Origin of the sequence: Sphingopyxis macrogoltabida (genome assembly GCF_001307295.1) — a bacterium.
In the GTDB taxonomy this organism is placed as follows: domain Bacteria; phylum Pseudomonadota; class Alphaproteobacteria; order Sphingomonadales; family Sphingomonadaceae; genus Sphingopyxis; species Sphingopyxis macrogoltabida_B.
The window spans coordinates 4,471,121-4,485,621 of record NZ_CP012700.1 but is presented as its reverse complement, the minus strand read 5'-3'; the positions used below and the strand labels follow the sequence as shown (position 1 = coordinate 4,485,621).

At 68.3% G+C, this 14,501-nt stretch carries 13 protein-coding genes; 6 read left to right on the top strand and 7 right to left on the bottom strand.

Annotated features, from left to right (window positions below; all coding sequences use genetic code 11):
- The first annotated feature begins 269 nt into the window (after positions 1-269).
- The gene (locus tag AN936_RS20885; protein WP_054589759.1) at positions 270-2,084 is read left to right on the top strand and encodes a cation:proton antiporter; all 1,815 of its coding nucleotides are present in this window, start codon (positions 270-272) and stop codon (positions 2,082-2,084) included.
- Between the two features lie 36 nt (positions 2,085-2,120).
- Here AN936_RS20885 and holA read toward each other — a convergent pair whose 3' ends face one another.
- From holA to AN936_RS20865, 4 genes are all read right to left on the bottom strand, one after another.
- The gene (holA, locus tag AN936_RS20880) at positions 2,121-3,152 is read right to left on the bottom strand and encodes a DNA polymerase III subunit delta (protein ID WP_054589758.1); all 1,032 of its coding nucleotides are present in this window, start codon (positions 3,150-3,152) and stop codon (positions 2,121-2,123) included.
- A 6-nt stretch (positions 3,153-3,158) separates the two neighbouring features.
- Positions 3,159-3,707 (bottom strand): LPS assembly lipoprotein LptE, encoded by a 549-nt coding sequence (gene lptE, locus AN936_RS20875; RefSeq protein ID WP_054589757.1) that lies wholly within the window; start codon positions 3,705-3,707, stop codon positions 3,159-3,161.
- 122 nt (positions 3,708-3,829) lie between these two features.
- Positions 3,830-6,379 carry a leucine--tRNA ligase gene (gene leuS / locus AN936_RS20870; RefSeq protein WP_054589756.1) on the bottom strand — a complete coding sequence of 850 codons (2,550 nt, stop codon included), beginning with the start codon at positions 6,377-6,379 and terminating at the stop codon, positions 3,830-3,832.
- 49 nt (positions 6,380-6,428) lie between these two features.
- Positions 6,429-6,893, bottom strand: coding sequence for a DUF3576 domain-containing protein (locus AN936_RS20865; RefSeq protein ID WP_054590468.1), 465 nt, complete (start codon positions 6,891-6,893; stop codon positions 6,429-6,431).
- 277 nt (positions 6,894-7,170) lie between these two features.
- On the opposite strand from AN936_RS20865, the gene AN936_RS20860 reads away from it, so the two are divergent.
- Positions 7,171-7,884, top strand: a complete 714-nt coding sequence (locus AN936_RS20860; protein ID WP_054589755.1) for a hypothetical protein — start codon at positions 7,171-7,173, stop codon at positions 7,882-7,884.
- An 84-nt stretch (positions 7,885-7,968) separates the two neighbouring features.
- On the opposite strand, the gene AN936_RS20855 is transcribed toward AN936_RS20860, so the two are convergent.
- Positions 7,969-8,592, bottom strand: coding sequence for a thiamine phosphate synthase (locus tag AN936_RS20855; protein WP_054589754.1), 624 nt, complete (start codon positions 8,590-8,592; stop codon positions 7,969-7,971).
- A gap of 59 nt (positions 8,593-8,651) precedes the next feature.
- On the opposite strand from AN936_RS20855, the gene AN936_RS20850 reads away from it, so the two are divergent.
- Complete coding sequence (locus AN936_RS20850; protein ID WP_054589753.1) at positions 8,652-9,314, top strand: YggS family pyridoxal phosphate-dependent enzyme; 663 nt, start codon at positions 8,652-8,654, stop codon at positions 9,312-9,314.
- 270 nt (positions 9,315-9,584) lie between these two features.
- On the opposite strand, the gene chrA is transcribed toward AN936_RS20850, so the two are convergent.
- The gene (gene chrA / locus AN936_RS20840) at positions 9,585-10,778 is read right to left on the bottom strand and encodes a chromate efflux transporter (RefSeq protein WP_054589751.1); all 1,194 of its coding nucleotides are present in this window, start codon (positions 10,776-10,778) and stop codon (positions 9,585-9,587) included.
- A gap of 134 nt (positions 10,779-10,912) precedes the next feature.
- Complete coding sequence (locus AN936_RS20835) at positions 10,913-11,428, bottom strand: DUF4402 domain-containing protein (RefSeq protein WP_054589750.1); 516 nt, start codon at positions 11,426-11,428, stop codon at positions 10,913-10,915.
- A gap of 101 nt (positions 11,429-11,529) precedes the next feature.
- Between AN936_RS20835 and AN936_RS20830 the strand changes: the two genes are divergently transcribed.
- Genes AN936_RS20830 through AN936_RS20820 form a run of 3 tightly spaced genes read left to right on the top strand, consistent with a single transcriptional unit; the run spans position 11,530 to position 14,407 of the window.
- Positions 11,530-12,603 (top strand): type III polyketide synthase, encoded by a 1,074-nt coding sequence (locus tag AN936_RS20830; RefSeq protein WP_054590467.1) that lies wholly within the window; start codon positions 11,530-11,532, stop codon positions 12,601-12,603.
- Entirely contained in the window at positions 12,600-13,313 is a 714-nt protein-coding gene (locus AN936_RS20825) for a methyltransferase domain-containing protein (RefSeq protein ID WP_054589749.1), read from the top strand. The genes AN936_RS20830 and AN936_RS20825 overlap by 4 nt, the downstream gene beginning before the upstream one ends.
- Positions 13,310-14,407, top strand: coding sequence for an NAD(P)/FAD-dependent oxidoreductase (locus AN936_RS20820; RefSeq protein WP_234715666.1), 1,098 nt, complete (start codon positions 13,310-13,312; stop codon positions 14,405-14,407). The genes AN936_RS20825 and AN936_RS20820 overlap by 4 nt, the downstream gene beginning before the upstream one ends.
- The last annotated feature ends 94 nt before the right edge of the window (positions 14,408-14,501 follow it).

Below are 14,501 nucleotides of genomic sequence, written 5' to 3'. Positions count from 1 at the left end.
GGCGGTGCCCTTTGGCCGCTCCCGTCGGAATGGCCGGTTTCGGCCGGAAGCTGCCGTTTGGGCCAACCTACCCGTTCGCATCGAGCGAAGTCGAGATGCCCCTCAGGCTGGGCGCAAGGCCGACGGGTGTCTCGACTTCGCTCGACACGAAGGGGAATAGAGGGCGGTCAGGAAACCACCCCAACGCCGACATTCTCACTTCCGTTCGCAATCGACATATGCGCCTTCTTTTTTGGAACCTTTCCCGCAGCATGGCATAGGCTGATCGCATGTTCGCGATCGACTCCCTGCTCGTCAAAATCGCCCTGATCGGCGTCATCGGCATCGGCGCCCAATGGGCCGCCTGGCGCACCGGCAAGCCGGCGATCGCGCTGATGCTCGTCGCCGGCATCCTCGCCGGACCGGTGCTAGGCCTGATCGATCCCGAGCGCGATTTCGGCGCCTTGCGCGAACCGATCATCAAGCTCGCGGTCGCGGTCATCCTGTTCGAGGGCGGGCTCAGCCTCAAGTTCCGCGAGCTTCGCCATGCGGGGATCGCGGTGTTCATGCTCGTCGTCGTCGGCGTGCCAGTTGGCTGGGCGCTCGGTACCGCGGCCGCTTATTATGGCGCCGGCCTGCCGTTCGAGCTGGCGGCGCTGTTCGGCGGCATCATGGTCGTCACCGGGCCGACCGTGATCATCCCGATGCTCCGCTCGCTGAACATCACGCCGCGCGTCAAGCATATGCTGAAATGGGAAGCGATCGTGAACGATCCGATCGGCGCGCTACTCGCCGTCGGCATCTTTGCCTATATCACCCATGGCGGGGCAGAGGCGAACACGATCGGCATCGCCACCGACGTGGTCGCGGCAAGCCTGCTCGCGGTGATCATCGGCAGCGCCGCCGGTTTCGCGCTGACCTTTGCCTTCCCGCGTGGCTGGGTGCCCGAATATCTGAAAGCGCCGGTGCTGCTGACGACGGTGATCGCGGTCTTCGTGCTTTCCGACCTCATCATGCACGAAACCGGCCTGATCACCGTCACCGTGATGGGGGTGGTGATGGCGAACCGCGAAACCTATTCGAGCCACATGCTGATGCGCTTCAAGGAGGACCTCACCGTCCTCCTCGTCTCAGGCGTGTTCATCATCCTGTCGGCGACCCTCGACTGGAGCGTCGTGCAGAATTTCCAGTTCCGCTTCCTGCTGTTCCTCGTCCTGCTGTTGTTCGTCGTCCGGCCGCTGACGATCATGACCGCGCTCCTGTTCACGCGCATTCCATTCAAGGAGCGGCTGTTCGTCGCGTGGATCGCGCCGCGCGGCATCGTCGCCGCGGCGGTCACCGGCCTCTTCGCGCTGCGCCTCTCCGACTATGGCGTGCCCGGGGCCGAGGCGCTGGTGCCGCTGTCCTTCGCGGTCGTCATCGCGACGATCTTTGCGCACGGTTTCACCGCCGCACCCTTTGCGCGCTGGCTGGGGCTCGATCGCGGCAAGGGCGACGGGGTGCTGCTCGTCGGCGCCAACAGTTGGACGATCGCCTTCGCCGAATTCATCAAGGCGCAGGATCGCAAGGTCCTCGTCGCCGACCCCAGCCAGCTCGCGCTCCGCCGCGCCCGGCGCGCCGATCTGCCGGTCTATCATGGCGACATATTGGACGAAGTGCGCGAGGATCATCTCGACCTCGGCGAATATCAGCAACTGATCGCGGCGACCGACAACGACGCCTATAACGCGCTGATCTGCAGCGAGCTGGCGGCGGAAATCGGCCACGACCGCGTCAGCCGGACGGTCGGAGAATCGCGCGCCGGCCATGTCCGGCGCGGGCGCGTCTTCACGCTGGCGGGAACGCCGATCGAGGAACAGCTCGACCGGCTGCAGGCGGGCTGGACGTTCAGCCGCACCCGGATCACCGAGGTGTTCACCTACGCCGATTATGCGCAGCGGATGAAGGCGTCGGGCGGCGACAGCCTCGCGGTGGTCAAGCCGTCGGGCGACCTCATGATCTTCTCGGCCGGGCATCGCCCCAGCGTCGAGGCGGGCGATACCATCTGGACCTTCGTCCCGCCCGACGCGCCGAAACGGCGCAAGGCGGAAAGCGATTCGGCCTAGGCCCCTGCCGCAGGCGGGAGGGGAAGAAAGTGCGGATCAGCGCGCCCGCGCCGCCTGGTGCGCGATGTCGGTCATCAGCTTGCGGAACAGCACCGCGCCCGCGGTCCCCGACGCTTTCAGCGCCCGCTCGCAATCGAGCAGCCGGCTCATCAACCGCGCGACGCGCACCGAATCCCAGATGTGGAGCTGCGCCGTCACCGCGTCGCGTTCTTTCCAGAAGACGCCGCTGCTCTTCGCGGCCACGACGGTCGCGGGATGCGCGCCGGCATCGACCTCTGCCCTCAGCCGGGCGAGCTCCATCGCGCGGATCGCCAGCGCGCGGATGATGCGGATTTCGGCGACGCCGACCGCCGCCGCGGTCGCCAGCATGACGGGCAGTTCGCGCACCTTGCCGCCGAGCGCGACATTGATGCACTCGCTGACATCTTCTTCGTGCGTCGCGGCGCCCAGCGCGGCGATGTCGGCGGCGGTCACCTGCCGCTGCCGGTCGCGCCCCGCGTCGAGATAGAGCGCGATCTTCTCGATCTCGCGCCGCATCAGCGCCTGATCGCCCGACACGAGGTCGACGAGCAATTGCGCCTCCGAATTGGCGATGCGCAGCCCCTGTTCCTCGGCGGCACCCATCGCGATGCCGACCAGCGCGCGCCGGTCGGGCTGGTAACAGATGGCGGCGACCGCGCTGTCCGACCCCTCGACCAGCTTGACCAGTTTCGACTTGGCGGTGACCGACGCGCCGGTCGCGACCACCGGGTTAATCGCATTGTCGGCGGCGAGCAAAGCCTCGACCGCCGCGACGCTGTCGTCGCCGCTGCCGGAGATTTCGAGCCGGATCACCCGCGCGGGGGAAAACAGCGACATCGACGCGGCTTCGGCGGCGAGCAGCGACGGATCCTGCGCGAGCTGGGTGCCCGTCAGGTCGAGCCGTTCGGCATCCTTGCCGGCGAGGCCAATCAGATGCCCGGCGACGGCCGCCATCGTTGCTTCGTCAGGGCCGGTGAGCAGCGTGAAGCGCACCGCGGGATCGAGGCGCGAGAGGCGTTCGAGTTCGGCGGGTTTGACGGTTTTCATCGCCAGCTAGGGCGATGGCGGCGTCGTTGCAGGCGCCGCAGCCGGGGCCGCGCCGCCGCGATCGGCGAAGACCGCAAGGCGCGCGACGATCTGGTCGGCAATCCCCGAGGCGAGCCGTTCGAGCGCCGAGCTTTCGGCGGCGATCGTCGCATATTCGCTGCCGACGACGTCGATCCCTGCGTCGGCGGCGGCGGTCGCATCGAGCAGCACTTCGCCGCTCGCCGCATCGACGAGCTGGTAGCGCGCGCGCAGGGTGCGGCGTTCGCGCGTCACCGCATCGTCGGCGCGGACGCCGAAGCCGGTGATCGAGTCCTCGAGCCGGACGTCGAGCCGCAGCCGTTTGCCCTGCCCGCGCCCGCCCTCGGTCGCGACGAAGCGGTCGCGCAGCGCGTTGCGGACGAGCCAGCCCGAATGTCCCTCGATCGGCGCGACGTCGATATCGGCGAGCACCGTCGCGACCGCCCCCTTGCTGCCGTTCGCGTATAAGGGACGCAGGCCGCAACCGCCGATAGTCAGCGAGGCGGCAACGAGAGAGGAGATCAGAAGGCTGCGCATCTTGGACACTATGAACCCTTATTCCCGTTCGTGTCGAGCGAAGTCGAGACACCCCGAGAGCACGCTTGAACGATGGGCATCTCGACTTCGCTCGATGCGAACGGAAGTGAAAGATGCCCTAGTTACGGTACGATATTGACCAAACGGTCGGGGACCACAATCACCTTCTTCGGCGCCGCGCCCGCGAGCAACTCGACGATGCGCGGACGCGCGAGCGCCGCGGCTTCCACCGCATCCTTGTCGAGGCCTTTGGCGAGCGTCATCGTATCGCGCAGCTTACCCGCCATCTGGATGGCGATTGTCACCTCGTCATCGACGAGCAGTGCCGGATCGGCGGCGGGCCACGCCGCATCGGCGATCATCGCCGTCGTCCGCTGACCAGCGGGCAGCGCCGCCCATGCCTCTTCGGCAAGGTGCGGCATCATCGGCGCGACGAGCAGGACGAGCGTGCGGCAGGCCTCGGCGCGGGTCGCCGACGGCTTTGCCTTTTCGATCTCGTTCGCGAGCGCATGGATTTTCGCCACCGCCTTGTTGAAGCCCAAAGCCTCGACGTCGGCGGCAACGCCGGCGATCGTCTGGTGCAGTTTGCGCGCGAGGCTCATATCCTCGCCGCCGTCGCCGCTATTGTCGGTATCGCCGAACAGCCGCCATAGCCGCTGGACGAAGCGCCACGCGCCCTCGATGCCCGCCTCGCTCCACGGCAGGTCGCGTTCGGGCGGGCTGTCGGAGAGCATGAACCAGCGCACCGCGTCGGCGCCATATTGGTCGAGGATGGCGTCGGGATCGACGACATTCTTCTTCGACTTCGACATCTTGATCACGCGGCCGACATCGACCGGCGCGCCATCGGCTTCGAGCGTCGCGCCATCGGCGGTGCGGGCGATCTCGTCGGGAGTGAAGAACAGCGGCGGCAGGCCTTCGCCCTGCGCGCGGCTGTAGGTTTCGTGCGTCACCATGCCCTGTGTGAACAAGCTGGCGAACGGCTCCTTGATGTCGATCATCCCGAGCTTGTTGAGCGCGCGCGTCCAGAAGCGCGCATAGAGCAGGTGGAGGATCGCATGTTCGATACCGCCGATATACTGGTCGACGGGCAGCCAGCGGCGGATCACCTCGAGATCGAAGGGCTTGTCCGCGGGGGCCGACGCGAAACGCAGGAAATACCAGCTCGAATCGACGAAAGTGTCGAGCGTGTCGGTCTCGCGCACCGCGTCGCCGCCGCACGACGGGCAGGCGACATGCTTCCAGGTCGGATGGCGGTCGAGCGGATTGCCGGGGACCGAGAAATCGGCGTCCTCGGGCAGCACGACGGGGAGCTGGCTCTTCGGCACCGGTACCAGCCCGCAGGCATCGCAATGGATGAACGGGATCGGCGTGCCCCAATAGCGCTGGCGTGAGACGCCCCAGTCGCGGAGGCGCCACACTGTCGTGCCCTTGCCCCAGCCCTCATGCTCGGCGCGCGCGATCACGGTGGCCTTCGCTTCGTCGATCGTCATCCCGTCGAGGAAATGGCTGTTCACCAGCTTGCCGGGGCCGACATAGGCCTCGTCGCCGTGGAAAACCTGCCCCGTCTCGTCGCCGTCGGCGATGACGCGATGGACGGGCAGGCCATATTTGCGCGAGAAATCGAGGTCGCGCTGGTCGTGCGCCGGGCAGCCGAAGATCGCGCCGGTGCCGTAATCCATCAGCACATAGTTCACGACCCAGACGGGCAGGTGCCAGTTGGGATCGAGCGGATGCTCGACCGAAATGCCGGTGTCGAAACCCAGCTTCTCGGCGGTGTCGATCTGTTCGGCCGCGGTGCCCTGACGCCGGCATTCCTCGATGAACGCCGTCAGCTCGGGCGAATCCTTCGCGAGTTTTTCAGCGAGCGGATGGTCGGGCGAGATCGCCGCGAAGCTCGCGCCATAGAGCGTGTCGGGACGCGTCGTGAACACGTCGAAACCGACCGCGCCGCCGGCCAGCTTGAAGCTGAACTCCAGCCCTTGCGACTTGCCGATCCAGTTTTCCTGCATCAGGCGGACCTTGTCGGGCCAGCTATCGAGGCCGCCCAGCCCTTCGAGCAGTTCGTCGGCAAAGTCGGTGATCTTCAAAAACCACTGCGACAATTTCTTCTTCTCGACCAGCGCCCCCGAGCGCCAGCCGCGGCCGTCGATCACCTGCTCGTTGGCGAGCACGGTCATGTCGACCGGGTCCCAGTTGACGTAGCTTTCCTTGCGCGTGACCAGTCCTGCCGCAAACAGGTCGAGGAACAGCGCCTGCTCCTGCCCGTAATAATCGGGTTCGCAGGTCGCGAGCTCGCGGCTCCAGTCGATCGCGAGGCCGAGGCGTTTCAACTGGCCGCGCATCGCCGCGATATTGTCGCGCGTCCAGCCGCCGGGATGGACGCCCTTTTCCATCGCCGCATTTTCGGCGGGCATGCCGAACGCGTCCCAGCCCATCGGGTGCAGGACGTCGTGCCCGGTCATGCGCTTGAAGCGCGCCAGCACATCGCCCATCGCATAGTTGCGGACATGCCCCATATGGATGCGCCCCGACGGATAGGGGAACATCTCGAGGATATAGGCCTTCGGCTTGTCGCCCGATTCATTGGTCGCAAAGCTGTTTGCGGCGTCCCATGCCGCCTGCCAGCGGGCATCGGCAGCCAAAGCGCCAAAGCGCGTTTCGCGGGTCATTTTTCTGCTACCCCGTTTTGTCTAGTCTGGCGCGATCCGCGCCTCTGGATCAGCCTTCGATGGCGCCGCGGCGCAGGTCGCGGGCGCGGGTGAGGATGATTTCCTCGAGCTTCTGCACCGTTGCCGCCTGCACCGGCGCATCGACCCATACGCCGCCCTGCGACACCTGACGCGACGCGGCGACGCGCAGTGCGTCGGCGCGCAGGTCGCGATCGAGGATCGACACCGTCACCTTCAGCCGCTCGCCCGGATTCTGGGGATTGGCGTACCAGTCGGTGATGATGACGCCGCCCGACGAATCGGACGAAAGCAGGGGCATGAACGACAGGGCATCGAGCGAGGCGCGCCACAGATAGGCGTTGACGCCGATCGTCGTCACCTGGCTCGCGGCCAGATCGGCACGCGGCCGTTCCTTGCCGCCGCCGCAGCCCGCAAGGCCGAGCGCCGCGACGCCGAGCAGCGCGAGCGTGGCCGGACCGCGACCGGACGTGGCAAGAACCGAAAGCTTGAACATGCCGAAATACCTTATCTTGGGCGCCGCCGGGCAGAAGAAAATCCGGCCGCGCATACGGGAATTTCCAGCGTCTCTATCGCTCTTGCCGCCGTCCGGCAAGCGCGGCAATTTTGCGCTCGCGGCCATTCATGCACCGCTCATGCGGGCGCGAAACTGTGATCATCGCGCAACAACTCGGTGAAAAGCTGGCCTTGTGCGATTAATCGGTATGGAATCACTGGAAATATCGCCGGACTCGTCCTATCTCCGACTCGATTGGGGATGGAGTCGCAGAGCAATGGCGCGGAAACCGCGACATTTTTGGAAAGCCGGTCTCGTCGCTGCGGCGGCGATTTCGCTTGCGTTGCCGCCGGCACTGGCGGCGATGACGCGTGCCGACCGCATCCGTGACACCGCCCTTTCCGAAACATTGCTCGGCCAGTTCACCCCGGCTTCGGGCGACCCGCGCCTGATCGCGCGTTATTCCAAGATGTCGGCGGAAGCGCGCCGCAGCTTCATCTTCACCCCCGCGATCACCGACGACAGCCGCAAGAACCGCGCGATCACCGTCGTGATTCGCTCGCGCGACGACAGCTCGAGCGCGGCGCGCACCGCGGCCATCGCCAGCGGCCGCACCACCCCGGTCGCGATCGCGCCGGTCGCGTATAACCTCGGCGCTTCGGTCGGGTTCGAGAAATTCGTCACGCCGCAGCTCCCGCGCGGAACCGACCTCAGGAACCTGCCGGTCGCACGCGCGCCCGAACAGGCCGAGAAGAAGTCGCGCTTCGCGACGAAGATGCTGACGCGGCCGAGCGATCCCGCCGGCGCGACCGACCGCCTCACCGCGCCGGGCAACGACCAGACGGTCGATGTCGTCAGCAGCTATCGCCTGACCAAGAATATCGATGTCACCGCCGGCGTTCGCTATCGCAGCGACGACCGCGTCGAGCCGCTGACCGATTCGCGGCGCGACAGCCAGGCGGTCTACGTCGGAACCGCGTTCCGCTTCTAAGGTAAAGCAAGGTCATTCTGATATAATTCGTCATCCCGGACTTGATCCGGGATCCACTACAGCGCCGAAGTCATGGACCCCGGATCAAGTCCGGGGTGACGATGGAGAGAGTGGCCGCTTCCGCCCGCAATCTTTCTTCGCCCCTTTTTCCACCCATGCATCGATCGCGGCCCAGCCCGGCATCCCGCCCGCGCGTTTGAGTTGGCGCGCGCGTCCCGGGGTCATTCCGCCCAACGCAACCGGCTGGGCCCCCGCCGTCCGCGCGAGCCGCAGCCACGCCGCCACGCCGAGCGCGGGGGCACCCGGATGCGAGCGTGTCGGGTGGAGCGGCGAGATGAAGACCGCATCTGCCCCGGCGCGGCGCGCGCGGCGCGCCTCGCGCGCGTCGTGGACCGGCATGGTGAGGATCAGGCCGAGCCGGCGCGCGCGCGCTGCGTCGCGGGCCAAGTGCTGGCGCAGGTGGACGCCGTCCATGCCCCAGCGCCTAGCTTCGGCAGGCGATCCGGCGAACAGCAGCACCAGCCGCCGCGCCCGCGCGAGGCGCATCAGCCGCCGTGCGAGGCGCCAGCGCGGCCCCTTCGCGAGGCCGTCGTGGCGCAGCACGATACCGCTGCCGGGCGGCAATCGCGCCGCCAGCGCCGCCATATCTTCCGCGATCCGTTCGTCGCTGAACAGCCATTGGCTCGGCAGGGGGTGGCGCCCGGTCATCGCGCTTTCTATAGGCGCGTCGCGGGCGCACGCAACGCGCCGCCGAGGCAGGATGATTTATGAGCGAAGCGGCAGACAGGCTGGCCGGTGTCGAGGCGGCCATCGCGGGCGCGGCAAGCCGCGCGCAGCGGCGCGCAGGCGACGTCACCTTGATCGCCGTGTCCAAGACCCACGACGCGGACGCGATCCGTCCGCTGATCGCGGCGGGCCAGCGCCACTTCGGTGAGAACCGGGTGCAGGAAGCCGCGGCGAAATGGCCCGCGCTGCAGCGCGAAACGCCCGGCATCGCGCTCCACCTGATCGGCCAGCTCCAGTCGAACAAGGCCGAGGAAGCGGCGCTGCTGTTCGACGCGATCCATTCGGTCGACCGCTCCTCGCTGGTACAGGCGCTCGGCAAGGCCTGTGCTAAGGTCGGGCGGCAGCCGCTATTGTTCGTCCAGGTCAATATCGGCGACGAGGAGCAGAAGGGCGGCTGCGCGGTCGCCGATCTTCCGGGGTTGCTGGCGGAAGCAACAGAAGCCGGGCTGAAGATCGAAGGGCTGATGGCGATCCCGCCCGCCGAACTCGAACCCGCGCCCTATTTCGCGCTGCTCGACGAACTCGCCGAGCGCCACGGCCTGCCGCTGCGCTCGATGGGGATGAGCGGCGATTACGAAACCGCGGTCATGCTCGGCGCGACGCATGTCCGTGTCGGGACGGCGCTGTTCGGATCGCGGGACTAGGGTCCGTACTCAATTACAGCTGCGTCGAGGCGCCCAAATGGCGAACAACTCGGGCCGAAAGACGCGCCGGGAAGGCTGGTGGCCTTTCCAAGCGGCTTTCGGACCGAGATGGAAGCCATTTGGGCGTCCCGCAGGGATTTGATCAAAATGGCCCATTGCTTCGTCGAGAAGGCTTGAAATATCGACATATTACTTCGCCCTCTCTCCTCGCACTGGGCCATTTTGCTTCAAACCTCGACGCCGCCGTAATTGAGTACGGACCCTAGACATCTACAGGAGCAGCCAGCCGGCAACGGCCCCGCCCGCGACGACAGCCGGGGTGACCCACGCCCCCTTCAACCGCCAGACGGCCGCCAGCGCCAGAGCGAAGAGCAGCACGGCAAGGAGAGTGTCGGGGACGCGCGCGCCGGTCGCCGCGCCGAGCTGGAAGAAGGTCGCGGCGATGATGCCGACGACCGCCGCCGCGACACCCGCCAATATCCGGTGGAGCGCCGGATTTTCGACCATCGCCTCCAGCCGCTCGAACAGGATCAGCGAAAAGGCGAAGGCGGGCAGGAACATCCCCGCGGTGATCGCGAGCGCGCCGCCGACCCCGCCGGCGACATAACCGACGAAGGTCGCGAAGATGACGAGCGGCGCCGGCAGCACGCCGGCCAGCGCGATCCCGTCGAGAAAGGTCGCATCGCCGATCCAGCCGCGCCCCACCGTGTCGGCGCGAACATAGGGAATCGCCGTATAGGCGCCGCCGAAGGTCAGTAGCCCGCCCTTCAGGCCAGCGACGAACAGCGCGGCGAGCGTCACCGGCGCTCCCGTCGCGATCGCGGCGTCCGCACCGGGCATGGCGATCAGGCGCGCGGCGAAGGCGACCGCGACCGCCGCAGCCAAGGTTATCGCCGCCAGCATCGGCCGATGCGAGCTGGCATAGACCAGCCCGCCGGCGACGAGCGGGATCCAGAACGGTACGCCCGCCAGCGTCGCGAGCAGGCAGGCGGCTGCGATCGCCCCGAGCAGCCAGTCCTCGACGATATGCTGGCCGATCCTGACGACGGCGCGCAGAATGATCGCCAGCACGGCGACCTGCACCCCCAGCAGCACGCCCGATAGCCCCGCGTGACCAGTGACCCATGTCGTATAGAGCCATCCCGCCAGCAGCATCAGTACGAGGCCGGGCAGCATGAAGCCCAGCCCCGCGAGCAAACCGCCGATCCGGCCCCGCGCCACCATGCCAAGGTGCACGCACAGTTCATGCGCTTCGGGTCCGGGCAGGACTTGCAGCACTGCAAGCAGGCGGTTGAAGCGTGCCGGGTCGATCCAGCGCTCCTCCTCGACCAGCGCCTGCCGGATCATCGCGATCTGCGCGACCGGGCCGCCGAAAGCGAGAGCGCCGAAGCGGAGGAATTTCAGGAACAGCGCCGCGAGGCCGAGCTGCGATGGACGAGATTCGGGAAATTGGTCGGTGGCCATAAACGCTCCGTGCGCCGCAGATGCGGCGGGATGGAGCGGACTTGGACGGACACCGTCTGAACGGGCGTCCGCGTCGGCCCGTTACGGTCCCTATCAGCGAAAATATGGGCCGGTGTCAACGCCCGGCTGGCGCGCTATTGATATTCGACCGTCACCGGAATCCGCCCGCGATAATCTCCGTCGTCGAGCGCCGCGACCTGCAGCCGGCCGCCGAAACGGAATTGCAGGCGCCCGTCGGGACCGAGCCGCGGTGCCGCCGCAAGGTCGGTGGCAAGGCCGGTGACGCGCGCGCGGCGGCCATTGCCCCCTTCGAGTTCGATCGTCGCGGGCAGGATCACGCGCACCTCGGCGCCCGGCTCGCCTCGCACCGTGACGGTGCCGGTCAGCGCAAAGCCGCCGAGGTCGACGACATCGCCGCCGAGGCGGCGCACGCCCGACACCGGATCGACCTCGATCGTACCGCCCGTCGCGCCGACCGCGACGCGGCCCATGTCGAGCTGGGTTTCGACATCGATGCGCAGCGGCGTTTCGGCCTTGCGAGTCGATGCCGCGCCCTTCGCCGCGTCCGGGGCGCAGAGCAGGCACTGCGCCGTCGCCGCGGACGGCAGGGCGAACAGGGCGAACAGGGCCAGACAAAGGAAAAGGCGCATTTTCACAGACCTGCGCCTATCATTTCATGGTTAAGCTTGCGTAAAGCCGGCGCGGCGCCAATTCGCTGGCCAGCCCCCTGCTTTTGGGTCACACCCGCGCGATGAACAGCTCCCCGCCGCCCGTCCGGCTGAACGCCCTCGCCACCGCTGTCCCGGATCACGACATCCACCGGCCGTTCATCGACTGGGCGACGCCGCGCCTTGCCGATACGCGCCTGCGCGCCCTCTTCGCGCGGATGGCGGCGCGGTCGGGGATCGAGCATCGCTGGTCGGTGCTACCGCCGACGCCCGACGGCGGCTCGCCGGTTGCGCCCGGCGGCTTTTACGACGTTCCCGGCCTGCCGCCGACCTCGGCGCGGATGGCGGCCTATGCGCGGCACGCGCCCGATCTTGCGATGCAGGCGATTGCGGCGCTCGGCGACACCTTCGATCCGGGGCGCATCACCCATATTGTCGCGGCGAGTTGCACCGGCTTCGTCGCGCCGGGGATCGACCAGATCCTTGCCCGGCGGCTCGGCCTGTCCGCCACCGTCGAGCGCGTGCTGATCGGCTTCATGGGCTGTTACGCCGGGATCACCGCGCTGCGCACCGCGCGCCATATCGTGCGATCCGACCGCGAGGCGGTCGTGCTCGTCGTCAGCGTCGAACTGTCGACGCTCCACCTCAGCCTCGCCGACCAGCCCGAACCGCTGCTCGCGATGCTGCAATTCAGCGACGGCGCCGCCGCAGGGATCGTGTCGGCCGCCCCGGGCGGCATGGAGCTCGGCGAAGGGACGAGCCTCGCGCTGGACGAGAGCGCGGATCTCATTCGCTGGGACATCGGCGACAAGGGGTTCGAAATGGTCCTGTCGGGCGAGGTGCCGGCGCGGCTGCGCGACGCGCTCGCGGCCCCCGGCGCGCAGCAGCTGCTGTTCGGCGACACGGGACCGCCGCCGCTGCTCGCGGTGCATGCCGGCGGCCGGTCGGTGCTCGACGCGGTCGAACATGCGCTTGCGGTTCGCCCCGAAGCGCTCGCCGACAGCCGTTCAGTGCTGTCGCGCTTCGGCAATATGTCGTCGGCGACGATCCTCTTCGTCCTTGCCGACATGATGGCGCGCGGCGCGACGGGGCAGGGGATTGCGATCGCTTTCGGCCCCGGCCTTGCCGCCGAAGCGATCCGTTTCGCCGCGTCATGAACCCGTTCGCGAGCCTTGGCGCGCCAATTGAACGCGAGGAGGAAATGGATGCGGTCGAACTGCCGCCCGAACGTTATGCCAGGGTTCTTGCCGACCTGTCGCGGATCAACGCGCTGACCATGGCGCCGCGCCCGACGCTGGGCTTTCTGGAGCGGGTCCGGGCGCGCGGGACCGGCGGCCGGCCGTGGCGCATCCTCGACGTCGGCTTCGGTGCCGGGGACATGCTCGCCCGCATCGCGCGTTGGGGCGATCGGCGCGGCGTCGCGCTCGAGCTTGCCGGGGTCGACCTCAACCCCAAAAGCGCGCCGGTCGCCGAGGCGCGGCTCGGCGGGCGCGCGCGGCTGGTGACCGGTGATTATCGCGATCTGGCGGGGCAGGGGTGGGACATCATCCTCTCCAGCCTCGTCACCCATCATATGACGCCGACGCAGCGCACCGGGTTTCTGCGCTTCATGGAGGCCGAAAGCGCGCGCGGCTGGCTGGTCAACGACCTCCACCGCCAGCGCCTGCCCTTCATGGGCTTTCCGCTGCTCGCGGTGCTGGCGCTCGCCGACCCGATCGTGCGGCGCGACGGGCAATTGTCGGTCGGGCGCAGCTTCCGCCGCGCCGAATGGCAGGCGATGCTCGCGGCGGCGCTGCCCGAAAGCGCCGGCGCGTGCCGGATCTTCCGCAGCTTTCCCTACCGGCTCTGCGTCGAGCGGATCCGGTGAGCGAGGCGATCGTGATCGGCGCCGGGCCCGCGGGGTCGGCGGCGGCGATCGGATTGGCGCGCGCGGGTGCAAAGCCGCTGCTGCTCGAACGGTCGCGCGAAACCGGCGATGCACTGTGCGGCGGCTTCCTGAGCTGGCAATCGCTCGCGCGCCTGGAGGGTCTCGGCATCGACCCCGCTTTGCTCGGGGGCCAGCCGGTCGCGCGGGTGCGCCTATTCGCGGGCACACGCCGCAGCGAAACGATGCTGCCCGCGCCCGCGCTCGGGGTTTCGCGCCGCCGGCTCGACACCGCGCTGCAGGCGGCGGCCGAGCGCGCCGGCGCCGGCCTCGAACGCGGCGTCCATGCCACCGCGATCGGTGACGGCGCCGTGCAGACGCGCGACGGCGCCAGCCTCGCCGCGCCGTCGCTGTTCCTCGCCGCGGGCAAGCATGGCTTTCGGGGATTCCCCCGCGATCCCGCCGCATGGCAACGCCGCGACCCGGTGATCGGCCTGCGCCTCCGGCTCCCCGCCCACCCGGCGCTCGACCGGCTGGTCGGCGACGCGGTCGAGCTTCACCTGTTCGATCGCGGCTATGCCGGGCTGGTGCGGCAGGAGGACGGCAGCGGCAATCTTTGCCTCGCCGCGCATAAATCGCGGCTCGACGCGGCGGGAGGCGATCCCGCCGCGCTGCTCCGTGCGCTCGGTGACGCGCATCCGGCGCTCGGCGCGCGGCTGGCGCACGCCGACTGGACGCACAATGTCGATGCGATCGGCCATGTCCCCTATGGCTGGCGCGCGCAGAGCGGCGAAGCCGGCCTCTTCCGCCTCGGCGATCAGGCGGGGGTCATCCCCAGCCTTGCGGGCGAGGGCATGGGCCTTGCCTTTGCCAGCGCCGCTGCGGCGGTGGCGGCATGGCGTCGCGGCGGCCCCTGTGCCGCGCCCGCTTTCCAGCGGCGGTTGGCAAGCCGCATGGCGCGCCCCTTCGCGCTCGCGAATATCGTCTGGCGCGCGGGTGAAAATCCGTATCTCGCTGGCGGTGTGATCTCGCTCGCAGCCTTGCTGCCGCGGCTCGTGCAATGGGTATCGCACGCAACGCGCATCCGGGGCGCTTGAGCGGCTTCCCCTTGCCGCCGGGCGCTTTCGGTCCGATATTATCGGCAACGACGGCGGTCCCGGGATCGGGACGCCTGAAAAGGAGTTTTTTCCG

What these genes read in the sequence shown, in the direction of transcription:
- AN936_RS20885 (WP_054589759.1), top strand. Translation starts at nt 270, where the DNA reads ATGTTCGCGATCGACTCCCTGCTCGTCAAAATCGCCCTGATCGGCGTC.
- holA (WP_054589758.1), bottom strand. Translation starts at nt 3,152, where the DNA reads ATGAAAACCGTCAAACCCGCCGAACTCGAACGCCTCTCGCGCCTCGAT.
- lptE (WP_054589757.1), bottom strand. Translation starts at nt 3,707, where the DNA reads ATGCGCAGCCTTCTGATCTCCTCTCTCGTTGCCGCCTCGCTGACTATC.
- leuS (WP_054589756.1), bottom strand. Translation starts at nt 6,379, where the DNA reads ATGACCCGCGAAACGCGCTTTGGCGCTTTGGCTGCCGATGCCCGCTGG.
- AN936_RS20865 (WP_054590468.1), bottom strand. Translation starts at nt 6,893, where the DNA reads ATGTTCAAGCTTTCGGTTCTTGCCACGTCCGGTCGCGGTCCGGCCACG.
- AN936_RS20860 (WP_054589755.1), top strand. Translation starts at nt 7,171, where the DNA reads ATGGCGCGGAAACCGCGACATTTTTGGAAAGCCGGTCTCGTCGCTGCG.
- AN936_RS20855 (WP_054589754.1), bottom strand. Translation starts at nt 8,592, where the DNA reads ATGACCGGGCGCCACCCCCTGCCGAGCCAATGGCTGTTCAGCGACGAA.
- AN936_RS20850 (WP_054589753.1), top strand. Translation starts at nt 8,652, where the DNA reads ATGAGCGAAGCGGCAGACAGGCTGGCCGGTGTCGAGGCGGCCATCGCG.
- chrA (WP_054589751.1), bottom strand. Translation starts at nt 10,778, where the DNA reads ATGGCCACCGACCAATTTCCCGAATCTCGTCCATCGCAGCTCGGCCTC.
- AN936_RS20835 (WP_054589750.1), bottom strand. Translation starts at nt 11,428, where the DNA reads ATGCGCCTTTTCCTTTGTCTGGCCCTGTTCGCCCTGTTCGCCCTGCCG.
- AN936_RS20830 (WP_054590467.1), top strand. Translation starts at nt 11,530, where the DNA reads ATGAACAGCTCCCCGCCGCCCGTCCGGCTGAACGCCCTCGCCACCGCT.
- AN936_RS20825 (WP_054589749.1), top strand. Translation starts at nt 12,600, where the DNA reads ATGAACCCGTTCGCGAGCCTTGGCGCGCCAATTGAACGCGAGGAGGAA.